This is a genomic window from Desulfosporosinus sp. FKA (assembly GCF_002196785.1).
Classification (GTDB): Bacteria; Bacillota; Desulfitobacteriia; order Desulfitobacteriales; family Desulfitobacteriaceae; genus Desulfosporosinus; species Desulfosporosinus acididurans.
Genome location: NZ_NAHZ01000009.1, coordinates 1 through 23,533, shown reverse-complemented (window position 1 = coordinate 23,533; position 23,533 = coordinate 1). Strand labels below are relative to the sequence as shown.

Annotated in this window: 29 protein-coding genes; 3 read left to right on the top strand and 26 right to left on the bottom strand. The window is 42.4% G+C overall.

Annotated features, from left to right (window positions below):
• Positions 1-372, top strand: a 372-nt coding sequence (locus B5771_RS24490) for a hypothetical protein (protein WP_207652665.1), incomplete at its 5' end; no start/stop codon positions are given.
• Between the two features lie 342 nt (positions 373-714).
• Here the strand turns inward: B5771_RS24490 and B5771_RS01070 are convergent.
• From B5771_RS01070 to B5771_RS01005, 14 genes are all read right to left on the bottom strand, one after another.
• The gene (locus tag B5771_RS01070; RefSeq protein WP_088185885.1) at positions 715-1,557 is read right to left on the bottom strand and encodes an aldo/keto reductase; all 843 of its coding nucleotides are present in this window, start codon (positions 1,555-1,557) and stop codon (positions 715-717) included.
• 12 nt (positions 1,558-1,569) lie between these two features.
• Positions 1,570-1,935, bottom strand: a complete 366-nt coding sequence (locus B5771_RS01065) for a cyclophilin-like fold protein (RefSeq protein ID WP_088185884.1) — start codon at positions 1,933-1,935, stop codon at positions 1,570-1,572.
• A gap of 3 nt (positions 1,936-1,938) precedes the next feature.
• Positions 1,939-2,454: a flavodoxin gene (locus B5771_RS01060; protein ID WP_088185883.1), complete on the bottom strand. Its 516-nt coding sequence runs from the start codon at positions 2,452-2,454 to the stop codon at positions 1,939-1,941.
• 12 nt (positions 2,455-2,466) lie between these two features.
• The gene (locus tag B5771_RS01055) at positions 2,467-3,465 is read right to left on the bottom strand and encodes an aldo/keto reductase (RefSeq protein WP_088185882.1); all 999 of its coding nucleotides are present in this window, start codon (positions 3,463-3,465) and stop codon (positions 2,467-2,469) included.
• Between the two features lie 90 nt (positions 3,466-3,555).
• Positions 3,556-3,729 carry a hypothetical protein gene (locus B5771_RS01050; protein WP_348982923.1) on the bottom strand — a complete coding sequence of 58 codons (174 nt, stop codon included), beginning with the start codon at positions 3,727-3,729 and terminating at the stop codon, positions 3,556-3,558.
• Positions 3,701-4,873 carry an iron-containing alcohol dehydrogenase gene (locus B5771_RS01045; protein WP_088185881.1) on the bottom strand — a complete coding sequence of 391 codons (1,173 nt, stop codon included), beginning with the start codon at positions 4,871-4,873 and terminating at the stop codon, positions 3,701-3,703. The genes B5771_RS01050 and B5771_RS01045 overlap by 29 nt, the downstream gene beginning before the upstream one ends.
• Before the next feature lie 86 nt (positions 4,874-4,959).
• The gene (locus B5771_RS01040) at positions 4,960-5,790 is read right to left on the bottom strand and encodes an SDR family oxidoreductase (protein WP_088185880.1); all 831 of its coding nucleotides are present in this window, start codon (positions 5,788-5,790) and stop codon (positions 4,960-4,962) included.
• Between the two features lie 60 nt (positions 5,791-5,850).
• Positions 5,851-6,252 carry a cupin domain-containing protein gene (locus B5771_RS01035; RefSeq protein WP_088185879.1) on the bottom strand — a complete coding sequence of 134 codons (402 nt, stop codon included), beginning with the start codon at positions 6,250-6,252 and terminating at the stop codon, positions 5,851-5,853.
• A 14-nt stretch (positions 6,253-6,266) separates the two neighbouring features.
• Positions 6,267-7,016 carry a carboxymuconolactone decarboxylase family protein gene (locus B5771_RS01030; protein ID WP_088185878.1) on the bottom strand — a complete coding sequence of 250 codons (750 nt, stop codon included), beginning with the start codon at positions 7,014-7,016 and terminating at the stop codon, positions 6,267-6,269.
• Positions 7,017-7,082: 66 nt separating this feature from the next.
• Entirely contained in the window at positions 7,083-7,715 is a 633-nt protein-coding gene (locus tag B5771_RS01025) for a flavodoxin family protein (protein WP_088185886.1), read from the bottom strand.
• Positions 7,716-7,740: 25 nt separating this feature from the next.
• Positions 7,741-8,277, bottom strand: a complete 537-nt coding sequence (locus B5771_RS01020) for a flavodoxin family protein (RefSeq protein ID WP_047810161.1) — start codon at positions 8,275-8,277, stop codon at positions 7,741-7,743.
• A gap of 4 nt (positions 8,278-8,281) precedes the next feature.
• Positions 8,282-8,668, bottom strand: a complete 387-nt coding sequence (locus tag B5771_RS01015; protein WP_088185877.1) for a MerR family transcriptional regulator — start codon at positions 8,666-8,668, stop codon at positions 8,282-8,284.
• Positions 8,669-9,011: 343 nt separating this feature from the next.
• Positions 9,012-10,604, bottom strand: coding sequence for a recombinase family protein (locus B5771_RS01010; protein ID WP_088185876.1), 1,593 nt, complete (start codon positions 10,602-10,604; stop codon positions 9,012-9,014).
• A 13-nt stretch (positions 10,605-10,617) separates the two neighbouring features.
• Positions 10,618-12,144, bottom strand: a complete 1,527-nt coding sequence (locus tag B5771_RS01005; protein ID WP_172408115.1) for a recombinase family protein — start codon at positions 12,142-12,144, stop codon at positions 10,618-10,620.
• 349 nt (positions 12,145-12,493) lie between these two features.
• Here B5771_RS01005 and B5771_RS01000 point away from each other — a divergent pair, with 349 nt between their 5' ends.
• Entirely contained in the window at positions 12,494-12,934 is a 441-nt protein-coding gene (locus B5771_RS01000) for a hypothetical protein (RefSeq protein ID WP_242966688.1), read from the top strand.
• Positions 12,935-13,052: 118 nt separating this feature from the next.
• Here the strand turns inward: B5771_RS01000 and B5771_RS00995 are convergent, their stop codons facing one another.
• The 12 genes from B5771_RS00995 to B5771_RS00950 form a co-directional block, all read right to left on the bottom strand.
• Positions 13,053-13,301 (bottom strand): hypothetical protein, encoded by a 249-nt coding sequence (locus B5771_RS00995; RefSeq protein WP_088185873.1) that lies wholly within the window; start codon positions 13,299-13,301, stop codon positions 13,053-13,055.
• A gap of 1 nt (position 13,302) precedes the next feature.
• On the bottom strand, positions 13,303-13,464 hold the full coding sequence (locus tag B5771_RS24035; RefSeq protein ID WP_172408114.1) for a hypothetical protein: 162 nt from the start codon (positions 13,462-13,464) through the stop codon (positions 13,303-13,305).
• 421 nt (positions 13,465-13,885) lie between these two features.
• Positions 13,886-14,296: a hypothetical protein gene (locus B5771_RS00990; protein ID WP_088185872.1), complete on the bottom strand. Its 411-nt coding sequence runs from the start codon at positions 14,294-14,296 to the stop codon at positions 13,886-13,888.
• A 17-nt stretch (positions 14,297-14,313) separates the two neighbouring features.
• On the bottom strand, positions 14,314-15,093 hold the full coding sequence (locus tag B5771_RS00985; RefSeq protein WP_088185871.1) for an N-acetylmuramoyl-L-alanine amidase: 780 nt from the start codon (positions 15,091-15,093) through the stop codon (positions 14,314-14,316).
• Positions 15,094-15,612: 519 nt separating this feature from the next.
• The gene (locus tag B5771_RS00980; RefSeq protein WP_088185870.1) at positions 15,613-16,428 is read right to left on the bottom strand and encodes a hypothetical protein; all 816 of its coding nucleotides are present in this window, start codon (positions 16,426-16,428) and stop codon (positions 15,613-15,615) included.
• Positions 16,429-16,431: 3 nt separating this feature from the next.
• The gene (locus tag B5771_RS23715; protein ID WP_140417665.1) at positions 16,432-16,617 is read right to left on the bottom strand and encodes a hypothetical protein; all 186 of its coding nucleotides are present in this window, start codon (positions 16,615-16,617) and stop codon (positions 16,432-16,434) included.
• A 141-nt stretch (positions 16,618-16,758) separates the two neighbouring features.
• On the bottom strand, positions 16,759-17,220 hold the full coding sequence (locus B5771_RS00975) for a transposase (RefSeq protein ID WP_088185869.1): 462 nt from the start codon (positions 17,218-17,220) through the stop codon (positions 16,759-16,761).
• 101 nt (positions 17,221-17,321) lie between these two features.
• A complete protein-coding gene (locus tag B5771_RS00970) occupies positions 17,322-17,942 on the bottom strand; it encodes a hypothetical protein (protein ID WP_088185868.1) in 621 nt (206 codons plus the stop codon).
• 332 nt (positions 17,943-18,274) lie between these two features.
• Positions 18,275-20,284: a DUF927 domain-containing protein gene (locus tag B5771_RS00965; RefSeq protein ID WP_088185867.1), complete on the bottom strand. Its 2,010-nt coding sequence runs from the start codon at positions 20,282-20,284 to the stop codon at positions 18,275-18,277.
• A complete protein-coding gene (locus tag B5771_RS00960; protein ID WP_088185866.1) occupies positions 20,223-21,182 on the bottom strand; it encodes a hypothetical protein in 960 nt (319 codons plus the stop codon). Before B5771_RS00960 ends, B5771_RS00965 begins: the two co-directional genes overlap by 62 nt.
• A 143-nt stretch (positions 21,183-21,325) precedes the next feature.
• On the bottom strand, positions 21,326-21,505 hold the full coding sequence (locus tag B5771_RS00955; protein WP_088185865.1) for a hypothetical protein: 180 nt from the start codon (positions 21,503-21,505) through the stop codon (positions 21,326-21,328).
• A 1-nt stretch (position 21,506) separates the two neighbouring features.
• A complete protein-coding gene (locus B5771_RS00950; protein ID WP_088185864.1) occupies positions 21,507-21,707 on the bottom strand; it encodes a hypothetical protein in 201 nt (66 codons plus the stop codon).
• 161 nt (positions 21,708-21,868) lie between these two features.
• On the opposite strand from B5771_RS00950, the gene B5771_RS00945 reads away from it, so the two are divergent.
• Positions 21,869-22,690, top strand: coding sequence for a hypothetical protein (locus tag B5771_RS00945; protein ID WP_088185863.1), 822 nt, complete (start codon positions 21,869-21,871; stop codon positions 22,688-22,690).
• Positions 22,691-23,533: the final 843 nt, after the last annotated feature.

Genomic DNA, 23,533 nt, shown 5'->3' with positions numbered 1-23,533 from the left:
TTTCAACCAATACGAATGCACTGTTTTATGCCAAAGGCGCTCGGCCTTTCCGCGCTGACCGCACTATTTCTCCGCTGCCACTGCACTTGTTTTCCGCTCCAGTCGCACCCAAAAGATGAAATATTCACACATCCGCATTATAGACATTTAATCCGCAATCTCGCTCAGTTTTGTATACTAAAAGTTAGCAAGCAACAAATAATTCTCTCCAATAATTCTACATTTTTCCAGGCATTCCTTCTAAGCTTAGGTAGAAAATTATCTTTCTCTCCTGAAAAACAAAAACTCGCCAGACTCTCCACTAATATGGAACAATCTGGAGATTACTGTTTTCTAATTTGTCACAGTCTCAAAGCCCCCCTGACACTGTAGTACATTTTTCCGGGTTTATATTCATACACTACTTCATTATGTAAAATAAAACAGGCGACATGTTCCCATGCACGTAGCCAGAAAACATTGCGCCTGTTTTTGATTTAATTCTGAATATTCACAAACCTACAACCCGCACCACAGGCTGGTTTAGAGTGTCTGTTTTCTTAATCGAACCACGGTCTCAACGTGCGCTGTGGCTGAGCAAAGTCGTAAAGTGTCTCCATGGAAAACACAGTGAGACTGAAGAATGTCGGTTTAGAAAATACTTGACAAATTAGTTTTTACCCTCTTAGATTTTTTGCTTAATTGCTATGAGATAAGGTATCCTCTTCTTATAATTTATCTAACCAGTCCAGTCAGCATCTCCACAGTTGCAGCGTCATAATGTGAGAAGAATGCGCTCTCTTTCTCGTCCAAAGCACGGATAGCTTTCATGTCATCTTCGGTCAGCTCGAAGTCAAATACATTGATGTTCTCAAGCATACGCTCCTTGTGGGTGGACTTCGGAATCACGACTACATCACTCTGAAGCAGGAAGCGTAGCGCAACCTGTGCTGCCGATGTGCGATACTTCGCACCGATTTCATTCAGAACAGGGTTGTTAAAGAAATCCTTACGGCCTTCAGCAAACGGCCCCCAAGATTCATGTTGTACTTCATACTTCTTCATGATTTCACGGGCTTCTGCCTGCTGCTGAAATACATGAGTTTCCACCTGATTCACTGCCGGGATAATCTCAACGAAATGGCACAGGTCAATCAGTCTGTCAGGATAAAAGTTGGAAACACCGATGGCACGGAGTTTACCCTCCTTGTAGGCTTCCTCCATCGCACGATAGGTTCCGTAATAATCATTGAACGGTTGATGGATGAGAAGCAAGTCAATATATTCAGTTTTCAGCTTTCTCAAGGATTCCTCGATAGATGCTTTAGCCTTTTCATAGCCGCCATTGGAAATCCATACCTTTGTTGTGATGAAGAGTTCCTCACGAGGCACTCCGCATTTCTCGATGGCATTGCCGACACCCTCTTCATTTCCGTAAGCCTGTGCCGTATCGATGGAACGATAGCCTACACTGATGGCATCCAGAACACAACGCTCACACTCTACCGGTGTAACCTGATATACACCATAACCTAATTTCGGCATTTTCACACCATTATTTAACACTACATACTCCATGTTTTTGTCCTCCTAATCATCTATTTCGCAAAGCACCCGTACCGTGGCACCTGCATCCTTAAGTTGTGGAATTACATCTTCTACCAGATCACCCAAATGCACGACATCGAATGGTGCCGTATTGCAGTCACCGAACAGAATCGTGAAAGCATTCCATCCCTGAAAGTAGAAAATCTGATTCCGATAGGCCATCTGCGTCAGCTCACAACCTTTGTGATTTGCCTTCTGCGGAAGGCGGGTATAATATTCATGCTCGGTATATCTCTGGTAATCTGCCTCAAAGGGACACATTGCTGCCATTTTTTCTACCAGCGGATTCTCCACCATATTTGCATGATATATGGTTCCGTCAATCGTCAGTTTGAATTTTCTTCCCATAGGCTACACCATCTTTTTAGCCCATGCAGATACCATACTGCCGGACTGGGCTGCCTCTGCACCGTGGATAGAAAGTCCTCTTTCAATCGTTGCTCCCGCGCAAACCTTTTTTAGGTCGCGTTCACTACTGCCCATACCGCTGCCCTCGTTGGTGCAGAACGGAATGACTTTCTTGCCGGACAGGTCATAATGCTCCAAAAAGGTAAACATCGCCATCGGCATGGTTCCCCACCAGTTCGGGTATCCAACGAAGATAGTATCATAGGCTTCTATGCTGCTTGGGTACTCTTTTAATTCAGGACGTGCATTGCTGCGAAGCTCCTGTTTGGCATCCTCGATGCACTCATAGTAATTGGATGCATAGGTCTTAACCGTGTTGATTTCATACAGTTCTCCACCTACTGCCTCCTGAATCATTTCTGCCACGATTTCTGTATTGCCTTTTTGCAGGTTACGGATACTGCCGTTCCAGTAGTTTTCTCCCTTGCGAGAGTAATAAACAATCAAAATTTTACTCACTGCGTAATCCTCCTATTTTTTGATTTTTGTTCCGCCAAAGACCTCAGACATTTCCATTTCATCCAGAGCCTTGTCCAGCTTTGCCACTTCCTCTATTGAAAGCTCTACATCCGCTGCACCTGCATTTTCATTCAGGCGTTCACTCTTTCTTGTGCCGGGAATCGGAACAATCCAAGGCTTCTTGCACATCATCCATGCCATAGAAATCTGCGCAGGTGACGCATTTTTCTCACCAGCCATCTGATGGAGCAATCCGAGTAGTGCCTGATTCTTATCAATCGCCTCTTCGGTAAACTGCGGCATTGCTGCACGGTAATCATAACGCTTGTCAAACGTCATTCCTTTACCATATTTTCCGGTCAAGAATCCGTTTGCCATCGGCGAAAATGCGACAAAGCCAATGCCAAGTTCTTCTAAGACGGGAAACAGTGGCTCATAGTGGCGAGCCATCATTGAATAACGATTTTCGACCGCTGTGATGGGGCAGACCGCATAGGCCTTTTTGATATACTCCTCGTTTGCCTCCGATACTCCCCAATGCTTAATTTTGCCTTCTTTTATCAAATCAGTCATCACCCCGGCTACTTCTTCGACAGGCACCTTCGGATCAATACGGTGCTGATAATACAAATCAATACAGTCTGTCTGCAGCCGTTTCAGGGAACCTTCCACTGATGTACGGATTCGGTCAGGCGTGGAATCCGGGACGATAGGATAGGGTACCTGCTTGCTGGTCGTATCAAACTTAATTCCAAATTTCGTGGCAATGACCACTTTATCCCGATACGGCTTCAAGGCCTCACCAACAAGGATTTCATTATCGTGTGGATTGTCCTGTGTACCGTAAATTTCCGCAGTATCAAAAAAGGTATAACCCATATCTGCTGCCTCATGAATCAAGCGGGTAGCTTCATTCTTTTCTGTTGGTGCACCATAGGCATGACTCAGTCCCATGCAGCCAAGCCCGATTGCTGACACCTCCAAGCCTTTTCCTAAGATTCTTTTTTTCATAGCTTTTTCTTCTCCTATCTGCATTCCCGAATATTAAAGAAAGGCTGAATGACAGGTCACCCTGCGAGTCATTCAGCCTTTTCTCTGATGTTATTTCAATTTGTTATATTCTTCATCCGTAACAGGCTCCAACCATTCCGCAGGACCTGCCGATACGTCTGCTTCAACGGCAAGATGAACCAACCAGCTGTCTGCTGACGCACCATGCCAATGTTTTTTCTTTACCGTTTCCGGATTACAGACACATATTAAAGATATTTTCAACGTCCTGCTGGTTCAGCGGCTTATAGCCAGGCATCATTCCGTTTCCACAGGATTTCTTTGCCATTATTTCAAACTTGGAATCATCAATGCCGATTTCTGTCAAGGTACTCTTTAAACCTAGGGTATTAAAGAAGAAATCGGACAGCATTTCAATTGCCTTTTTACCAACTTCCATTGCAGGAAGATCCTTGTCAATGCCAAACACATTGACACCAAACTGATAGAACTTTGGTGCGGTGGTCTCGTCAAGAACATACTCCATCCATCTAGGCGTCAGAATTGCAAGTCCTAACCCATGCGTGATGTCATAGAAAGCGGAAAGCTCGTGTTCCATCACATGGCAACTTGGAGCCTGCTGTTTTCCAGCGCCAATAAAGCCATTCAGTGCCCAAGAAGAAGCCCACATCAGGTTAGCCCTTGCTTCATAATTATTGGGTTCTTTAATTGCAATAGGTGTGTATTTTATAACTGTCTTAATCAAGACTTCCATGAAAGAATCTACCATATACATGCTATCCTGGGTGCTAAAATAAGCTGTATCAAAGATATGCGATAAAATGTCAACACCGCCACAGGCTGTCTGAAAAGGACTAACAGAATAAGTGTTGGTTGGGTCTAAAAAAGATACCTTTGGAAGCATGAGCGGATGTAGAAGTCCCAGCTTATCGTTGGTTTCAAGGTTGGTAATTACACCGCCAAAGTCCATTTCCGAACCGGTTGCCGCAATGGTTAGCACGGTCACTATAGGCAGGCAGGCTGTAACCAGTGCTTTATGGGTTACAAGGTCCCAGCAGTCACCATCGTAAAAAGCCGCAGCTCCCATAACCTTTGTTGCATCAATCGTAGAACCACCACCGACAGCCAATAAAACATCGATCTTTTTCTCTTTACAGATCGTAGCCCCCTGATTGACAGAAGTATGACGCGGATTGGGTTCAATCCCGCCGAATTCATAGACTTCAAGTCCGACTTTATTCAGTTCAGCCATGATCTTATCGTACAAACCAATCTTTTTAATGGAACCTCCGCCGTAAGTCATGAGAACCCTATTACCATATTGTTTTAATTCATTCCCCAGATTTTCAAGCTGATTCTCACCAAAGTAAACTTTTGTTGGCGCATGATAAATAAAATTGTTACTCATGTTTTTTCTCCTTTTTATCTTTTTAAGTGCGTTATAAAGCAATCTCTTAATGATAACTAATGAAATTCCTTATTCACCTTGTCTGTTTATGCCTGTGGCTTTAAGGGACCATAGAAATAGGAGGCTGTTGCACCGCCATCAATTAAGAAGTCCGCACCAGTGATAAATGCTCCCTGGGAACTCATCAGCAGTTCTGCCACATTAGCTACCTCATCCGCTGTTCCCGGACGGCCTGCCGGGCATTTGGCAAACATATTCTTGTAGAAATCACCTCTGGGGCCGTTAAACTCATCTATGGCCAGCGGGGTAACAATGATTCCCGGAGAGATAGAATTGATTCGCGCACCTCTGGCACCCCATTTTATAGATTCCGCCATAACCCTCTTTTCGTTACAGCGTTTCGCCATCTGATAGGCATGCAAAGTATCTTTGATATTCTCCGCCTGAAGCACTTCCAGTTTCAGAAGATCTTCCGTCGGAGTGCAAGCCAGTTGTTCATCAATTTCCGCACTAAGTGCAGGCATCCTATGACCGGACTGGCTGGAAATCGTTACACCAGTACCACCGTCTTTAATAACCCTCCCTACTTCCTCCAGCAGAACAGCAGTGCCGTACAAATCCACCTTCAAAATCGCTTCAATCGGTGCCTGGCTAGGGGAAACACCAGCAGCATTAACTAACATGGAGATTTCACCATATTTCTGTGCTTCCGCAATCAAGCTTCGAATGGAATCTCTGGATGAGAGATCCATCTCCATCGGAACCACGTCAAATCCCGCATCGATCATAATTTTAGCAATAGTTTGCGCATTCTCCAGCTTCTTATCGCCAACAACAATCTTTTTACCAAATCCCATTCTTCGGGCAATAGCCATACCAATCTGACCGGCACCGGTCCAAATCATAACCTCTTTCATTCGACTTATTCTCCTTTAAATGCACTCTTCTAAGATAATAAAGGTTTCTCTTATCAGTCATTAAAGTTTGTTGTATTCTTCATCAGATACAGCTTCGAGCCATTCGTTGGAAGCTCCCTCTGCCGGAACTTCGACAGCAAGATGGGCAAACCAGCTTTTTTTAGCCGCACCGTGCCAGTGCTTGATCTCGGGTGGGATGTTAACCACGTCGCCGGGATGCAGTTCTTGTGGTTCTTCTCCCCATGCCTGATACCAGCCTCGCCCCTCAGTGCAGAGCAAAATCTGTCCGCCTTTATGGTGAATATGCCAGTTATTACGGCAGCCCGGCTCGAAGGTCACATTAGCAATAGGGCCGCCCTTGTCGGTCAGCGGCTGTAAATATGCCTGACCGATAAAGTATTTAGAAAACCTTTCGGGCAGCGGAGCGCCCGTCTTAAATAGCTCATTTCTTTCGTTGTTCATTGCAAGATCCTCCTTTATTTACAGGCGTCATTGACACACCTTAGTGCATTTAAGCTTCGGGGATAGCCGATATACGGCAAACATTGAGAAATAACCTTGATGAGAAATGCCTTATTATTGCCAATCCTCATATTGGCGGCGGCATGGCTGACAAGCTGCGGCTCACAGCCACCCTGCGCTGCGAGGAAACAGAAGGTAATCATTTCACGTTGCTGATAATTCAAGCCGCCGCGTGTGTAATAGTCGCCAAAACAGTTATCAGCCAGCCAATGATTGATATGTCGGCTTTCTTCCGGACCGGACTTCCAAAATTCCTTCATACCTTCGCCAAAGATGTCCACTTGGGCCTGTACCCCTGCTTCGAGACGGTTCTCTGCCGTCGTAGTGGCTTGGCCCGGTAACGGCAGCTCCACACCGCGCGCCGTCAGCACATCGTTCGTTGCGTGCAGGAAAGGAAATACCCTTCCAATTCCCAGGTAGGCTACTGCCTGATAGACAATTTCTTTTGCTTCGACGGGAGTAACACCAAAATTCAGCGCTGCGGGCAGCATAGTCTGGTATTCGTCAATTCCCTGGCAGCCCATAAGCGTTGCTAGAATCGCCATCATCCGGGTACGGTCATCCAGATCGTCGTTGTTTACCACCTCGTCGAAAGCGAAGTTGTCGAAGCGTTCAATGAATTCAGGGTCGGTCTCCAGAAATTTGGACACATAACTGGGAAACATTTTTTCGTGATATTTATTTGCCTTTTCAGTGATTGACATACAACGCACTTCCCCTCTCTTACTTTTCTAACAATTCAACGAATGGATTTCATAAGGGAGTGTGTATTAACGAATAAAGTTAGTGGCGATCCTTTCTTCACGTTCGGGGAACGGAACACCTGCTTTAATGCCCGCCTCTTTGCATTTTAAGAACCAGGCCATATTCCTTCCTAATATGCGCATGATCTGTAAGCCTTCTAAATCTTTTTTGACATCCTCTGGTGTATGCCCATGTACCATGTTCCAATACCTTGATGACACTACAGGCATTTCTGATAGAGTGAAATATTTATTGAGCTGGTCAAATGTCGCGGTCGTCCCAGCCCTTCTGGCTGAAACAACAGCAGCTGCCGGTTTCAGGCAAAAAATTTGTTTCCCAGATTGCAAATCAGTATAAAAAGCACGGTCCAAAAATGAAGTAATTGCACCACCTGCAGAGGCGTAATGTACTGGTGAACCGAATACAAACCCGTCGGCGTCTCCCGCAATAGCGAGAAACTCATTGACTCTGTCAGAAAATACGCAATGCCCCGTTTTCCCGCATGTTTTACAAGCAATACATCCAGATATTGGCTTAGTTCCGATCTGAAAAATTTCAGTTTCAATCCCTTCTACATTTAACGTCTTAGCCACTTCTTCCAAGGCAGTAAAGGTACACCCTTTTTCATGGGGACTTCCATTCACTAATAATACTTTCATATTTACCTCCGTTGTGTTTTGAATTTTATACATTCTTTCCCATCTCAAAGGCCTGCTTCATAGCTTCGCTGCCCTTAATGTCCCCCTTGTGCCATGCTCCGATGCCGAAGATAACACCCTTTTCTTGAGCGTCGTTCAGACAGAATGTAAACCCGCGAAAACCATCAATCGTCCGTTCCATGGCCTGCTTACTGTTGTCTGCGGCCGCTACAATGAAATAGAACTCCTTCCCAGTAATTTCTTGATATTTAGGGACCGTTCTATCAATCAAAGTTTTCATCTGAGCGTTCATTGTATAGAAGTAAACCGGTGTGGCCATCACAATCACTTCAGCGTCAATCATTTTGTCTAAAATTTCCGCCATGTCATCATTCTGAATACACTTATGGCTGGCATAGCATGACTCGCAGCCGGTACAGTAACCAATCTTTTTATCTCGCAAGAAAATCTTTTCTGTCTGATGTCCTGCTTCATTTGCACCGAGTATAAACTGGTCACATAGCAGATCAGAATTTCCACCTTTTCTCGGACTGGCAGAAAGCACCAATACTTTTTTAGCCATTAAACTAATCCTCCGCTCTTTTTAGCTCTTTTTCCTTTTTAACCACTGACTGTTCATAGCTCTCGATTTTGTAATTCAAGCGTTCCAGTGTTTTCTGCATATCCTCCATTCGTCGAATTAGCTGCTTACGCTGTTCAGTTAAAAGTTCCTTTCTGGTCCCAATCGTTTCATCTCCCTGTTGAAACAGCGCAACATACTCAATTAATGCTTCTATCGGAAGGCCGGCATTTCTCATACATTTGATAAATTCGACCCACCTGCAATCTTCTTCCGTATAATCTCTGATTCCGCTTTTGTTTCGATTAACATGAGGAATCAATCCGATGCGTTCATAATAGCGAAGTGTATCCTGCGTAAGATCGAATTTTTCACTAACTTCTGTAATTGTCATATGAGACTACCTCCTCGTTTTTACAACCATATCACCTGAATTTAACACCAGGTCGAGCAATTATTCTCATAGTCATTTTCACCTTATATTTATTTTTCCTATCTAGTGGGAAACTGGGGTGTTACGTCAAACAGAGATTGACTACGTGTCATAGTCTATCATCTGGAGTTAACACCAGGTCAAGCATTTTTTTATAGGAATACAATTAAATTTAACCGTACTCCTATTAGAAAAGGACTATTCAATATTTAACTTGATTAATGAGTATTTATTCATCTGTTATAACACTAATATCCAATAAGCAAGCTAATCAAAATTACTATAACTCGATCTGTATTTTCATTTATCCAAGGACCTCCCTCACTTCAACGCCAACCTTAAACAAAAACGCTACCTCAACCATAGATTGCACTTCCACACTATCAACGAACCTCCGAAATAATACATCGTCGAACCTATCAATTCCACCCTCCTGCAACACTAGAAATTCCCTGAACTCTTCCACCCTTTTTTGCCGCATTGACCGTTCAGTTATTTGTTCTTTAAGCTTTTTCATCCTGTTTTGCACTTTTTCTATTTCTGCGCCAAGAACTGAATGTCCATTCTCATCAACATTTCCAGCCTTTATACTCCGCTTTACCAATCCCTTCATTTTCTCTTGCAAGTTCTCCAGGCGGGCGTAAAGCTCTTCCATTGTATATTCTTCAGCTATCGGCTCAAGACCGTGGTACATGTCTCTTGAAAGTTCTTCCAAATAGATTTCTTTTCTATTAATAACCCAGTTCATCGCTCTAACAAACGCCTTCTCCAAATCTTTCTCCTTGACCGACTTTTGATCACATGCAGAGTTTCCGTTTATCTGATGGTTTATGCATATCCAAACGTACTTTTTATTTTTCCCCGTGCCCCAGGCTGATCTTCTAAACTTAGAGCCACACTTTTGGCAATAAAGTTTCCCTGAAAAGGCATACTCACTGGTATAAGCACTTTTCCCTGTTCTTGAGTACCCGCGCATATTTGAACGTCTTTGAAATTCTGCTTGCGCTGCAGCGAATTCTTCTTTGGAAATGATCGCCGGATGGCTCTCTTCAACATAATATTGGGCAGCATGGCCATTGTTATTTACACGCTTTTTACTTAAAAAGTCAACCGTATAGGTTTTTTGAAGTAGAGCATCGCCTTGATATTTTTCGTTTTTAAGGATACCAATCACAGTACTATCATACCAACGCGAACCACCTGACCCTGTGATTATCCCATCCCTTTGTAAATCTGCAGCAATTTTATAAGGGCTTTTACCATTCAAAAACTCTCGATATATCCGGCGTACCACTTCAGCTTCTTCCGGCACAATAACTAACTGACCCTGATCATCCTTGGTATAGCCGAGGAATTTATTGTGGTTAACTAATACCTTACCCTCTTGAAACCTGTAACTTATTCCCATCTTAGTGATCTGTGACAAGTTCGAACTTTCTTCTTGAGCTAGACTTCCAAGTAAGGTTATTAAAAATTCCCCTTTACTATCGAGCGTATTGACATTTTCCTTTTCAAAAAAAATGGCCACACCTTTCTCCTTAAGTTGCCGTACATATTTCAAAGTGTCGAGAGTATTCCGAGCGAATCGACTGATGGATTTGGTAATCACCATATCAATCTTACCTGCCATACACTCATCTATCATGCGATTGAAACCCTCTCGTTTCTTAGTATTCGTGCCACTGATTCCTTCGTCAGAGAAAATTTCAACGAATTCCCAAGCTAGATTGTTCTTGATGTAAGCAGTATAATGTTCGACCTGCGCCTGATAACTGGAAATTTGCTCCTCATTATCCGTGGAAACCCTTGCATAAGCGCAAACTCTGAGTTTTGCCGTAGCCTCTAAACCTTTTAACTCTTGCATCGGTTTTGCTGGAATCACTGTTACTGTTGCCATATATAAAACCCCCTTAGAAAATATCATGACCTCGCTTCAAGGTGTACGTTTCCTCGAAAGCAAGGCCATTTCTTAACTGGAATATTAACTTGGTTCGTTCTTTGACTACGATTTTTTCGACTAGTTTACTGTACAAGTCATCGTTAAACTCTGTGAGATTGCCGCCCTGTGCCTCAAGTATTGCTTCAATCTCCAGAGTTCTTTCCAATCGAGTGTCTCGCTTTTTGATTTCAGCCATCCAATCGGATCGTTCTGCTTGAAGTTGGGTTAACGTTTTAACCAGTTTTTCGTGTTCAGATTTAACTAGATTGTGGTCCGCATAACCCTTTTCTTCAATCAAAAAGAGCGCCCGTTCTTGTCGGATGAGTGTCTCAATTTTCTCATCTAACTTCGCGATGCGCTCATTATCTAACTCTGTTAACTTTTCCTTTTCCAACCTTGCTTTATAATCCCCTAGCAACTTGGCTCGGTCATCATAAATCCGGTTAAACACCCTAACAAACAATCCCTTAAAAGTCTCTTCTTTAATTCTCCCAACTCCACAAGAATTTTTACCATAAGTGTTGCAAATCCAGCAAACTGACTCGGCAACTGTTCCGCAATTGTCTATATGCCTTTTAAATTTGTTTCCACAGTGGCCGCAAACAATGGTTCCAGTTATGGCATATCGATTTGTGTATTTCTCTCGATTACCCTCAATATTGCCTTTTGATTTGGCCCGTGCCTTCATCAATTCCTGGACTTTCTCAAAATCCTCTCGGCTAATAATAGCTGGGTGACTATCTTTCACATAGTACATTGGGGCTTCGCCAGAATTTCTCTTCCTATTATATAGGGCCGTTGTTATGGTTTTTTGCAGGCGTGCGTCTCCGGCATACTTCTCATTTTTCAAAATATCGCGGATGCTTGATTCGGCCCATTTAACCCTCCCGGAGATATTATTAATTTCATCAGCTTCAAGTCCCTTAGCTATTCGGGAAGCACCCAGACCGGAAAGATAATTTTTAAAGATTCTCCTGACAATGGCGGCTTGATCCTCGTTTATTATTAGATCTCCCTCTCGGTCTTTATCGTAGCCGAGGAAACGTTTCGTGTTGACTGAAAACTTACCTTTCTTGAAACGCCGTTGGTTACTCCAATGCATGTTTTGGGATATGGAGGCCAGTTCTTCCTCTGCGACTGAGCTTAGGATGGAAAGTAACAGTTCACTTTCGGTTGTTAGGGTATCTATCGCCTCTTTTTCGAACCGGACAGCAGTCCCAAGAAGTTTAAGTTTACGGACAGTTTCCAAACAATCTTGAACGTTGCGTGCAAAACGGCTTATTGATTTCGTTATAATAAGATCAAACTTCTTATTCTCAGCATCCTGAACCATCCTCATAAACTCTGGTCGTTTTGCTGCGTTCTTGCCGGATATACCTTGGTCACTATAAATGCCTGCAAAGGTCCATTCTGGATTGTTATTTATATAGGAAGTGTAATGCTGGACTTGGGCTGAAAAGCTTTCCTGCTGCTCGGCTTGGTTGGTTGAAACGCGCACGTAGGCGCAAACTCTGAGTTTATTTAGGGGTTTGTTGAAGACTGGCGCTTTCTCAATGGTGCGTATCTTTTTTATGTGGCTCATCTCCTTCATTAGCAAGGCTTGTGGGAACATATTGGGAGTAAAAAAATATCCTACGCCCGATGGTTATCCGGTGTAGGACATGATAGCTCTTGTATGGTGTCTATTGCAAGTCAATATTTAATAAGAGTTTTGTTAAATGGGTCTTTAGCGAAGGTAATTTAATAGTTATTCTTACTCTAGTCTTTAACCGAACTATTTTCAATTTGTGTATAGAAAATACTTGAGGAGAAATGATAATAGCAAAAACGATGAAGGAGTTAATGTGGTGGGAGTAAAATTTGACAAACCTTTGATTGCTATGATCCTATCAATAATCGGTGCTATACCTGCGGGAATATTCTCTGAAATAATGATTTTCTTTCGTTTCACTACAATATCTGCTCCAAAGGCAACAAGCATGATGTTTATAAGGGAAGGTAGCCTTGCACTAGGAGTTTTATCTCACATAGGATACAGCGCAATATTAGGACTATTCTTGTATTACACCCCTAAATTCGTCGGAATCGATCATTACTTAATTAAAGCAGTTTTTATTAGCATGTTTGCTGAGGCTATACTTTTTATTGTTTTCGGAACCTTTATGAGAAATGAATATATGATTCAAAATGCAGCTGGAAACTATTCACAAGCATCAGCTGCAGCAATTGCGGGTCTTGTTAGAGGCTATCTGATTAAGCGATATCTATTCGAAAAACCAAATTCTTAATTTAATATAGAATGGTGTTTTAAACTAAAAAATAGTAGCTATTGATACAGAAGTATTCAATGTCATTGCCAAGTGTTTCGCTAAACTCCCACTTATCGAACATCAAATCTTAGGTCCATTATATCTTCCACAAGAACCACTTACAGGTATTCAGCTCATATTTGAGTTCAAAAACTCTCATTTGCCCATGAATCTCGCTTTGGCACTCATAAATTTTCGTACGATTTCCAGCAAGTTTCTCTTCAGATATTCTTTTAATCATCTCAACCTTAACCACATTGCCATCATGTCGAAAGCGTATCGGACGCGGTGTACCGGGGATATCGAACCATGCAATCATTTCTATAGGAGCCATAATGACTTTCATCTCAGCCACACTTCGCCCAATCACCAGTAATACACTCTGTACATCCCCCGATATGTATGAGTTTGTTGTGGCACACAGGGCATTGATCATGGGCAATTAACCATTCTTCACAGGGTTCCGTACAATAGGATTTCCTATTACACTCGGCACAGACATCTCTCATTTTTATCGCCTCTTAGTACATATATTTGGTCACTAATCGAACCTATGTTCCTATTATACCCATCGTGCGTTTGAATTTCAATCATTTCTTACATAAAATTATATCAACCCTCACCGACAAAAAATTGATGAGGGTTGCTTGCAAACAATCAGATGAATCCGTTTAAGTTTCTCTAATTTGGTAATATTATAGAAAACTTATTTTGAGAGGTGATATTATGTCCTTTAAAACCTCATTCTCCAAAGTCTTAAACTTTTTGAGTAATTTAAATCCGAGTGAAGAATACTTATATCATCCAAGGAATGAAAAAGAAAAAAGTGAATCAAATCCAAACAATGAGAAAGATTTTTGAAGTGTAACAACGTTCTTAAACCGAACCCCCGACGACACATAGTCGCCGGGGATTAATCTGTCTAAATTACTATTGTGTAACCTCCGATGAAGTACTATTAGCTGTGGTTTCTTGTTTTACAGAATCAGTTCCGACTTTGCTATCTGGTTTAGCCACAGTCACCGGACTCTGAATTTGCAGTCCATTAAACAGTTGCCCTGCTTTGGTCACAATATCAGCCAAGAACTTCGCACTAATTGTGGCGGCAATAGTAAAAAATAACGTCCCAAGTTCAGCGTTCACATTGGAAAAGACAGCTAACACCAAAAGACCGCCAATATAAGGAACCAAACTCGTTTCAACAAATTGGGGCAGTTTACTGAAACTAAAACTACTGTTTCTAAGCGAAAGCAACACTCCAAAAATGAAATCAGCTAATATTAAACCCAGAACTGTCTCAAGCGTAACGAGAACGTTTGATGTCAGAATAAAATTTAACACTAAAATTACCCCTTATTTTATTGTCCCAAATACTTAGCAACCGCAGCAGCGGTCGCATATTTGTCTTTACCAGATAACAGGACTTCGTTCGGATGCCCGGTGCTTGGTCCCCCAACAACAATCAATTGTTTGGAACTTTTGGCCTCAGCCGGAACAGACAGGCTAGCTGGTCTTATAAATAAGGCACAGTTACCATTTTTAGCAGCAACATCAGCCCCGGCCCAGTAATCATCCTTGGTGAATAACAAAACTGCAACGTTTAGCACGCTATCTTCCTCCTCCAGCAAGTTATATTGAGTCGTTACATCAGCGACCAAATCAGCCCATGTTTTTCCGTGGCTGGCCAGATATTCTATTGGGTCTTGGTGTGTTGTCTCATGCCACTTAGCTGAAACTTGAGCATGAGACATCAAAGTTATCCCATCCACAACAGAAAGCTTCCTATTATATAGGAGCTTTGCCAGCAACCAAACATACTTCTCGTAAGCAGCTTGGAACTTAACCGGATCAGTAGTTTGGCACAATTCTACTTGGACATACCCTAAATGGTTTGCAGAATGCCCAGCACCATAACAGAGATAGTTGAAGTCAGCGACTTGGAGGATTTTCCGGTCATCTACAAAGGCGTGAACGAACGCGTTCTGCCAAGTAGTTACCTCATAGTTTCGCTCACCATCAGCGGAGTCTCCATTATTGGCAGTTGCGTGACCAATAACACCAACATAATTACCACCGCCGTCATTGTATGGCTCTTTGGGTAGACCAGGGATAAGATTGACTGTGATTGGATAAGTCATTGACCTTTCCTCCTTAAATGGTAAAATTTATGAAACCCATATTTGCCCCACAATCGATTAGAATTAGGTGGGTGGTATGATTGCATTAGTCTTTTTTTCCTGAGGTATGGGGTCTTCACCACTTTTGGCTAACTCTTGGATTAACCAGATTGGCATTGATGTTTCATGAAACCCACCGAGACAGAATAATTATTTCCTTTTTTAGGACTCCAAAATGTCCAGGATAGTGGATTTATAACCACTAATTCTATAGTCTTGAATACTGATTCCTTTTAACTTTTTTGAAATTATATCGGGTTTTAGCCCCTTTTCAAAAATTCATTGAAATTTTGGCCATTTTTAACTCAAAATTTCGGCCGGAGTTCTCTGCGGGTATGCAACACGGCAGCAGGCAAGCCTCTTAAAAAGCATGGCGGGGGGGGTTGAATTTGGCCTATCTGGCCAGCAAAAAGGAACTCCCCAGAAGTTCCTTGATACACTTAAACAATAATCTAATGACTCCTTCTCAATTGTAGTTTCTCAATTCTCACTTGCAATTCTCTTACGCTTAGCTTCTGCTGCTCGTTTGGCTTCAATCGTACGATAGCTTGAGTCTCCATTGAGTCTTTCCAATAAAATCTTACGAGCTGATTTATAAGCCTCCCCTATCAACCCCAACTTCAGCAAGAAACAGCGCATAGCATATTTTTCGTTCACCGCTTCCTTTATTTTAATAGAAGTAAACTTTTGTTGAATTGCCTGCTTGCTTAGCCGTTGGCAAAAAACTGCAAATGCCAATATCTCATCAATATCCAAACTGGCGTTAAAAAAGCTAAAACTCAATGTCTTCTCGGCCATATTAAAATCTATTTCGCATTCACCTGTAATCAGGCCGTTATCAATACCATCATTGACAACCTTAGAAAATTCTTCCAAGGTATCCATTGGTACTGAATTGATTGCGGTGATAAGACTTTCCGGAATGATGTTTGTCACTCTAGCTAGGGATTTTTGGATGAGGGATTGTTTGCACCAAAGAAGATTCACAAGATTTCGAAGGGTGTTGCCGTTATGCTCATTCATCGAAAGGGTTACGACTGCATCCCCCTCTGTTATGGCTCCAGCGGTTTTTAAGTTATCGAGGATAAAACAAAAGGAATCGCTTTCCATTAAGGCAACTTCAGGTGAGATAACGAGACCTTCCTTGTCAATAACCCATTCACCCACACGATAACAAAACGTTGGTGCACCCATATACTCTATTTCCATACCAAGAACTCCGGCAATACCGTTAGCGACCTTTTTTCGTTCTATACCACTTACCCTCATGGAATAGATAAACGTTCCGTTGATCATGGATTATCCCACCTTTCCAAATGGGATAAGTTTTGCGGAGCAAGCCGTAATCCCCATCCACCAGTCGTTGGGGCGATATCCCCAAAACCGACAGGCTTTACGTTTTGCCTCGGTCCCATTTTTCGCAGAAACAATCAGCTCCCGGCCTCCGTGGTGCCGGACTTTATATTTTCTAATCTCGCTTTCCATAATATGAACACGACCTTTCCTGTTTTTCCTTTTCAGGTGTGTCCATTAACGCTCTGTATTCCCCGCAAGTCAAATTACTGGTGTTGTTCCTTAAGCCAGAAAAAGGGGCAGATGTCCGCCCCTAGATCTATCTCTGTCAGCTTATTTCATTTCATCACCATAGAGCCTAGCAAGTTCCATTCTCTTCCGAAATTCAAAGATTTCCCGATCCAATACCTGTTTGGCAGGATTATCACACCAGTTGCCCCGGTCTTTATTTTTGAGTAGGATTATGATCGCACCAACATCGGCGGGCATATGCTTTCGTATTTTTTGGACGAATTTTGCTTCTTTACCGTCAATCATTCTAAGAGACGTCCGCGAGATTTCATAATCATACCCGAGGGCTCTTTTGTAAAGCGTATTCTCCAATTCAGCCACGGCAACTGTTCGTCCCTTCTTCAGTGCCGATTGAAGTTCCGGGTATTTATTTTTAAACTCACCCAGAGTACTTCGGCCAATCCCCAAATTATGGGCTATCTGTTCCTCGGTTAAGCCTAATTTGGCCCAACCTTCAACAAACTGTAACTGCTCTTTTACCTGGGGCCACTTAGATTTTGCCATAGTTTATTGACACCTCCTTAATAGAAAGGGCCCTCAGGTTTTTAGGCCGAGAGCCACTATTTAGTCAATCCGTCGCACTCATAACACTTCGAATAATAGGTTTATGAATGAGGCTTATGCTTTTTCAGGTTACGGATTTTAAAGTGCCAATTTAGTTCTTTAGGGTCTGTCGGTTTATACCCAGCATACAACATCGCCATTTTTAATTGATCATTGGATATATAATGATCTAATACGTTCTCCGCCCGATGTTTTAGAGTGTAACTGCTTTGCCAGTGATTAATCGTATACGCTGGTTGAATATAGTCATTAATCCAGCAATCCAAACGTTCTTTCATTTCCGCAGACAGCTGCTCATACTCATTGTGAATCGGTTCAAGTAATTCTTGATCCTTGACCAACATGACGCCTTGAGGCTTGAGCAAGTCTTTACGGCCATAATTCTCACAAAGTTTGCCAAGGGTCGTCTTCAGCTCTAGCAGATTCTTAATGTCGCGTACATATTCAACGGACTGAGTACTTTGATTGTTAACATTTCGTACATCCCAAACGCATACATAATTACAATAGCAGCCCTTTTTAGGGTGATTAATGCCAGAAACTTCAATATCATAACCATTTTTCATATCGAGGTAAATACAAATCTCCCAGTCTATCTCCTTGGTCGTATAAGGTTTGCCCAAAAATTCTAACGCTTCATTCATCTTTTTTGTTGCTTCCATTATTGTTTTTTTCCTCCCATTGAAATTAGTGAATATACGATTTAAAAAATAGCCTGCAAGACACTGTCCCCACTCTCCGTAAAATTAGTGGGGACAGCTAGATCCCTTGCCACATAAGGATCCGAGGCGTTTTTGAGGGTGTCCCCACTCAAAAATAAATAGTATCACTATATTTTTTATATTAATAATTTACCTTCAAAAACAGGAAATATTGTTAACAAACCTTTTACAAGGAAAACTAGTGGGTACAGTGGGTACAGCGGGGACACCTCTTAAAAGCCCAGTCGTATCAGTGCTTGCAGGTCTCTTGGACTGTCCCCACTGTGTCCCCACTACGTCCCCACTACCAAGAAATCATCGTCAAAATCGTCCATTTCCGCTTTGAATACAATACATCTAACCTTGGCACCCCCTATCCTTTTTTGAATATCGAACCGTTTCTTACCCGTATCGTCCCAGCTTTTGATTTTCTCTGTGTCGGCCCAAGCTTGAATAATTTTCTGGGCTGAAGAGTATTGGGCTAAAAACTCGTTGACCACTCGACGTATGATATAAATGTTTTCGCCCTCTCGTAGACCAATCTTAAGGTTTGTAAAAACTCCACTGAGTTGTTCATGATGTTCACCCACCCAATCCATAAATTCCAGCCAAGCCCGTTCAGACTCGCTGGCCTCTTGCTTTTTGATTAGTTTTTCAGCAATTCCTTTTGCCATGGCATAGGCTTCTGTTCGAGCGATATCCATTTCTTGCCCGAACACCCACCTATTTGACAAATAATCAGCGGTCATAACACATGCTAAGGCATCCAGATGGCTGTCAATTCGATCTGTAAAATTCTCTCTCAGCCATTGTTGTGCTTGGCGGTAAAAATCGATCCATTCATTTTGTTCAGCCGCCATGAGTCTTTGCAGGAAGGCTACTCCTGCATGACCATGGCAATTGGGCAAGGCTGAATACAACTCTCGGGCTAAGTCCTTATTCCCTGCTAAGGGTCCTCCCTCCAGTTCAATGGTTCTCGTCATTAAGCCATCCATGGAACTAGCATTGGAAAGTGGACCCTCCCCTGTCGTGAGTACTACGGTTCGCCAAGTGTTTAACTCCTGCAATCCAACCTTGCTGCCCCGACCACGGCCTTTTCCTTCACCAAGCATATACAGCACAGAGGAAATATCCTGTTTTTTGAATTGGCTAAGAACCTCACGTTCATTGATACCCAGCGGGAGATCTGAAAACAAACTGGCCCGTCGTTCCAGAGATGTTGTGGTATTATCGAAACTACTGATGATAGCATTCGGATCGCCCCATATGGACATCGCCAGCCATAGCGTCGCTGTCTTGCCGTCTTGTGAATTCCCGTGGTTGTGAATGATGAAGTTCCTTTGGGAGAGAAGTTTAAGAAGAGGTGTTGAGAACCCTGCGGCAAGAATAAACCGGGCATTGAGCGAATAGTTACGAACTTTTTTAGCCAGTTCACACCACTCATTTAAGCTCCCGGCGGTGTTGAACCCTTTCAAAGCGTGCTTGCTGCCCAAGTCATCAATGTCAATTTCAACATCCGGGCACAATCCGGGAAAAATGAAATCCTTTCCTCGCCAACCAAAACGAGCAACCGCCTTTTTGACAGGCAGATCGGGGTTGTCATGAAGGAAATCATCAAAGTACTTTGACAGGAGTTTAGCACCTTCAGAACTTACGGCCATCCCTCGATCGGCTAAGACGATCACCTTTTTGCTATCCACAGCCAGTGAGCGTGGCACCACAATGTCCCGCCACGTTCCCTGATATTTGAAGGTAATCTCCAAACTTTCAGTATCCGTATCCTGGTTAAACAAGCGGGATTTAACCACCGTTGGGCACCCGCAGGCCCGAATGAGTTGTGGACCGTTATTGGCTACGTGAACATAGTGAATACCATCATCAGTGACTCTAAAATTGGCTGGATAGTTCACTCCGGATATCGGTAAATCGCTTAATTCTTCTGATGATGGTTTGGTAAACTCTAAATCAAGTGTTTTTTGGATCGATTGTTTGACGGCATTTTCCAAGTCCCTAAGATTCACGACCCCCTTTAGCTTGTCCTTTGTTCGGGCATAGAGGGCCGTATCGTTTTGTTTGACGACCGCAAGATTTGAGAGCATTTTATCATTAAAAATAGTTTCAGCCGTTGGAGTTTCTAACATATTGATGTTGGCTCGGGCCTGATCAACTTTTCCCAAGCTGAAACTACAGGGTGCTTTAACACCGCAGCCCGGTTCCGGACAATGAAAGCCAAGAACGTTTTTAACATAGTCGCAGGTGTGAGGATTTAATTTGAGAGCTTCTTCGAGTTTGAACCGTCTCATCGGGCGAATACCGTTCCCCGTCTAGGCTGGATAGTTCATGACATTTCTCTAGGCCATCGACACCCCTCACGACGTTCGTCAGCCCTGCCATCCACTCGCCATAACTGATGTTAGGTGCCTCTTCAGAGCAATACTGCAGAAACTTACAATTTGCGATCATCAAATCAGCACTAGCATCTGTAGGAAGCCGTGTAAAGGTGTGCTGCGATTGAAGATTATGCTTGAGATCAATTTCCGGAATAAGACTTTCCAGATCTTCCGGATCATATCGGATGTCGGGATTGAAGGTATGAATATAGACCGGCTTTTTTTGCCCCCGCTTATGATTAAGGGTACCTGGTACCCTGAGAAGACGATTCAGGTCAGCCGTTGAATCGATATGCCAACCTTGCACATCAGCCAACTGTTTAATAAAGGCCTGTAATCGCAGCAATAACAGGGCCGCTCTTCTATTTTCCTTCGGGGTTAATAAATACCAAGGTTGTTTAAAGAGCCAATAGAGATGAAGTCCATTGCCGGATAGTACAATCAAGGTGGGCCGTAGATCGTTGGGTATAATGCTCAAGGCTTCCTCAAGGGTCTTCGGAAGGTTCTGTTTCGCATGAGCACCCAGCGCTGCTAGATCGATCTCTATCCAAGCTCCGGGGATAGCCGATATTTCTTTCGCTTTGGGACGTTTGTTTTGGGGTATCTCTTTCTTTGAGGCACCAACTCCAAAATAGACGTCTCGTTCATCTTGGAGAGCTCTGGCGGCAGCCATCATGGTTTTTAGGTCACTCTTTGAAAAACACCACGTCATTCGATCGGGTAAAGTCCAAAGATAAAGGAACTGATCGTCTTGAAAATGACCGTATAGTGTTGTCAGAAACTGTGTTGCGTGATCCTCATACGGTGTCATTAAGTTATATCACCTCGTGAATTTGTCGTTAGTTTGTGGTAAAATAAGAGAGATGAATTTCAAACGGATCTATTGATCTCGGCATTATTGCCGGGTTATTTTTTTTATGAAAAAAAGAGCCGTCCTAACAAGGAATCGGCTTATCATTTCCAGTCTTCTATTAAACATGCTATTTTTTGTTCCGTCTTGGCAGGCAGAGGTTCCCGCATCCAGCGGACGAAAGTTTGCTCGCTCACACCGAGTTTCTTGGCCATTTGCCAGTAAGGGATATTCTTTCCCTTAAGGGCTAAACGAAGTTTCATATTGGCTTTTTCTTTAATCATGTTAATCCCTCCGAATGAGTAATTTTCGTTCGATATCTTTGATTTGTTCATCAATAACTTCTAGTTCCGCAAGTATTGTCCAGTAGTTATTAAGCTGATACGTTGTGCTGGGGGAATTCAACGCCTTTTTTGCCATTTGAAGCTCGGATAACCTTTGGCGTAAACGTTTTTCTTTACGTTTCCGCTTGTAATTCTGGTCCATGTTTGAACCCTCCTTTTCAATTACTGACCTCTCCAATATTCCGCCCTATAGGCTGGAGTGGCAGTTGCTTCACAAAGCGAAAGCTGTTATAATAATATTATCATTATTAATGTAATATGAATATATAACGTTTCATATTGTTTATTTAAGGAGGCTTCTTTATGTCTTCAGAGAACATTAAGGAAACACAGTGGGCGAAAAGGCCTGTAATTATTGAGGGAAATAAAATCCGTTCTATTTTCGATCCCTGGCATTCTTGGCAATGGTATTCACCATTTGACGTTTACGGAAGAGACCGCGAAGAAAATCTTTACATGCGTTTTGCCGCACTTGAGTCCGATGAGGAAATTAAAGATTTTATCAGCAACTATGGTTTTCTAGGCCTCCAGGAAAGCTCCTTGCGCGAAGTGATGATCGATGATGACATTGTCATTGAAGAGACGATTGATGAGATTCGATTCCAAATCTCTCGAATGCGCATAATCTTAAACCTTCAGCAAGCCATAACGGAGAAAAAACCACTGCATTCCAGAGATGCTTTGAATAATCTGCGGGAACTCTATAAAGGAAAGAAAACCATCATTATTTCCAAAGCTATTGACCAAAATAACCTTGAAACGACCGATCTGGAAAGGAAATGGGATGTTATTAAACTTGATTCACATAGGACAATTGTTCAAGAGATCAATCTTGAACTTCAAGGAGTGCACCAACTGCTAATCTATGATGTTTCCGCCGAACGCTATTTGCAACGTTGGAGTATCCCAACCCTTTTGGCGGCAATGTATACGATGTTTAGCCTTGATTTACAGGGAGGAAAAATCCTCAGAAAATGTGCGAACCCGACCTGTCCGAAGTACTTTGAAGTCTATGCCAACGACACACGAAAAATTTACCATGATCCCAGTTGTGCTGCACTCCAAGCCCAAAGAAACTTTAGGCGGAAAAAAGAACAACAGAAAAAAGAACAAACAAAGGGATAAAGAAGTTGGCTCAGCAGTCTATACACCGCTGAGCCATTCTTAATTTTTTATAATCGAATTAACATTATATCCTCATTAGAAAATCTCCAGGTTGAAAGGAATGAACGGGCAGCAACGGACATTTTTCGGACGTGAATCAGACATTTTGAAATCGACGCAGTTTTTACTTACTCACCCACAATCCTCGGCCAGAATAAAAATAGCTTACTGAGCCCAAACTTGGACACAGTGATGATAAATTGTGCATTTGCCAGAATAATCATTCCACTCTATGAAGAGATTGATGTACTTTTCTTGCGATTCAATCCTTTAATGTCTTGCCTACCAGGTCTACAAGAAGGGATAAGTATTTAGCTTGACGTGTCACTACTTTGGTGTCACCTATACGAAGTGCAATATAAGTCCATTATCCTAATTGAATGAATCCAATTTGTCTAATGTTCATTATGATAAAATCAATATTTTTGCAGATATGCTTGAAGCTGTGTCAACTCTTTTGAGACTCTCTGATGTAGTTTCAAAGTATTTCTTTCGGGTTATGTTTCAGAAGATGAAAAACAACAGATCCAAAACACCGCAACTGAGCAAATCATGAATCGCGGCTTCGAAGAATTAGAAAAGACTTTGCAGCAATAACCCAAAAAGCGACCTCAGCACTTTATAAGCTGATGGTCGCTTATTGGCATTGACAAATCATGGCTATTAATCTAAAACGAAACTTGCATGTTAACTAAAATAACGGAAAACCTAATAAAGGAGGTGTGTATCATGTTCAAAATACAAGACCGTATCGTATTAGGAGCAATTAGTGGGATTATATCAGCGGCTATAGGAAGAGTAGTA

Bases quoted from the DNA above. Each gene is read 5' to 3' on its own strand.
- B5771_RS01070 (WP_088185885.1), bottom strand. From the start codon at position 1,557: ATGGAGTATGTAGTGTTAAATAATGGTGTGAAAATGCCGAAATTAGGT.
- B5771_RS01065 (WP_088185884.1), bottom strand. From the start codon at position 1,935: ATGGGAAGAAAATTCAAACTGACGATTGACGGAACCATATATCATGCA.
- B5771_RS01055 (WP_088185882.1), bottom strand. From the start codon at position 3,465: ATGAAAAAAAGAATCTTAGGAAAAGGCTTGGAGGTGTCAGCAATCGGG.
- B5771_RS01045 (WP_088185881.1), bottom strand. From the start codon at position 4,873: ATGAGTAACAATTTTATTTATCATGCGCCAACAAAAGTTTACTTTGGT.
- B5771_RS01040 (WP_088185880.1), bottom strand. From the start codon at position 5,790: ATGAAAGAGGTTATGATTTGGACCGGTGCCGGTCAGATTGGTATGGCT.
- B5771_RS01035 (WP_088185879.1), bottom strand. From the start codon at position 6,252: ATGAACAACGAAAGAAATGAGCTATTTAAGACGGGCGCTCCGCTGCCC.
- B5771_RS01030 (WP_088185878.1), bottom strand. From the start codon at position 7,016: ATGTCAATCACTGAAAAGGCAAATAAATATCACGAAAAAATGTTTCCC.
- B5771_RS01025 (WP_088185886.1), bottom strand. From the start codon at position 7,715: ATGAAAGTATTATTAGTGAATGGAAGTCCCCATGAAAAAGGGTGTACC.
- B5771_RS01020 (WP_047810161.1), bottom strand. From the start codon at position 8,277: ATGGCTAAAAAAGTATTGGTGCTTTCTGCCAGTCCGAGAAAAGGTGGA.
- B5771_RS01015 (WP_088185877.1), bottom strand. From the start codon at position 8,668: ATGACAATTACAGAAGTTAGTGAAAAATTCGATCTTACGCAGGATACA.
- B5771_RS01010 (WP_088185876.1), bottom strand. From the start codon at position 10,604: ATGGCAACAGTAACAGTGATTCCAGCAAAACCGATGCAAGAGTTAAAA.
- B5771_RS00995 (WP_088185873.1), bottom strand. From the start codon at position 13,301: ATGAAAGTCATTATGGCTCCTATAGAAATGATTGCATGGTTCGATATC.
- B5771_RS24035 (WP_172408114.1), bottom strand. From the start codon at position 13,464: ATGAGAGATGTCTGTGCCGAGTGTAATAGGAAATCCTATTGTACGGAA.
- B5771_RS00985 (WP_088185871.1), bottom strand. From the start codon at position 15,093: ATGACTTATCCAATCACAGTCAATCTTATCCCTGGTCTACCCAAAGAG.
- B5771_RS00980 (WP_088185870.1), bottom strand. From the start codon at position 16,428: ATGATCAACGGAACGTTTATCTATTCCATGAGGGTAAGTGGTATAGAA.
- B5771_RS23715 (WP_140417665.1), bottom strand. From the start codon at position 16,617: ATGGAAAGCGAGATTAGAAAATATAAAGTCCGGCACCACGGAGGCCGG.
- B5771_RS00975 (WP_088185869.1), bottom strand. From the start codon at position 17,220: ATGGCAAAATCTAAGTGGCCCCAGGTAAAAGAGCAGTTACAGTTTGTT.
- B5771_RS00970 (WP_088185868.1), bottom strand. From the start codon at position 17,942: ATGGAAGCAACAAAAAAGATGAATGAAGCGTTAGAATTTTTGGGCAAA.
- B5771_RS00965 (WP_088185867.1), bottom strand. From the start codon at position 20,284: ATGAGACGGTTCAAACTCGAAGAAGCTCTCAAATTAAATCCTCACACC.
- B5771_RS00960 (WP_088185866.1), bottom strand. From the start codon at position 21,182: ATGACACCGTATGAGGATCACGCAACACAGTTTCTGACAACACTATAC.
- B5771_RS00955 (WP_088185865.1), bottom strand. From the start codon at position 21,505: ATGATTAAAGAAAAAGCCAATATGAAACTTCGTTTAGCCCTTAAGGGA.
- B5771_RS00950 (WP_088185864.1), bottom strand. From the start codon at position 21,707: ATGGACCAGAATTACAAGCGGAAACGTAAAGAAAAACGTTTACGCCAA.
- B5771_RS00945 (WP_088185863.1), top strand. From the start codon at position 21,869: ATGTCTTCAGAGAACATTAAGGAAACACAGTGGGCGAAAAGGCCTGTA.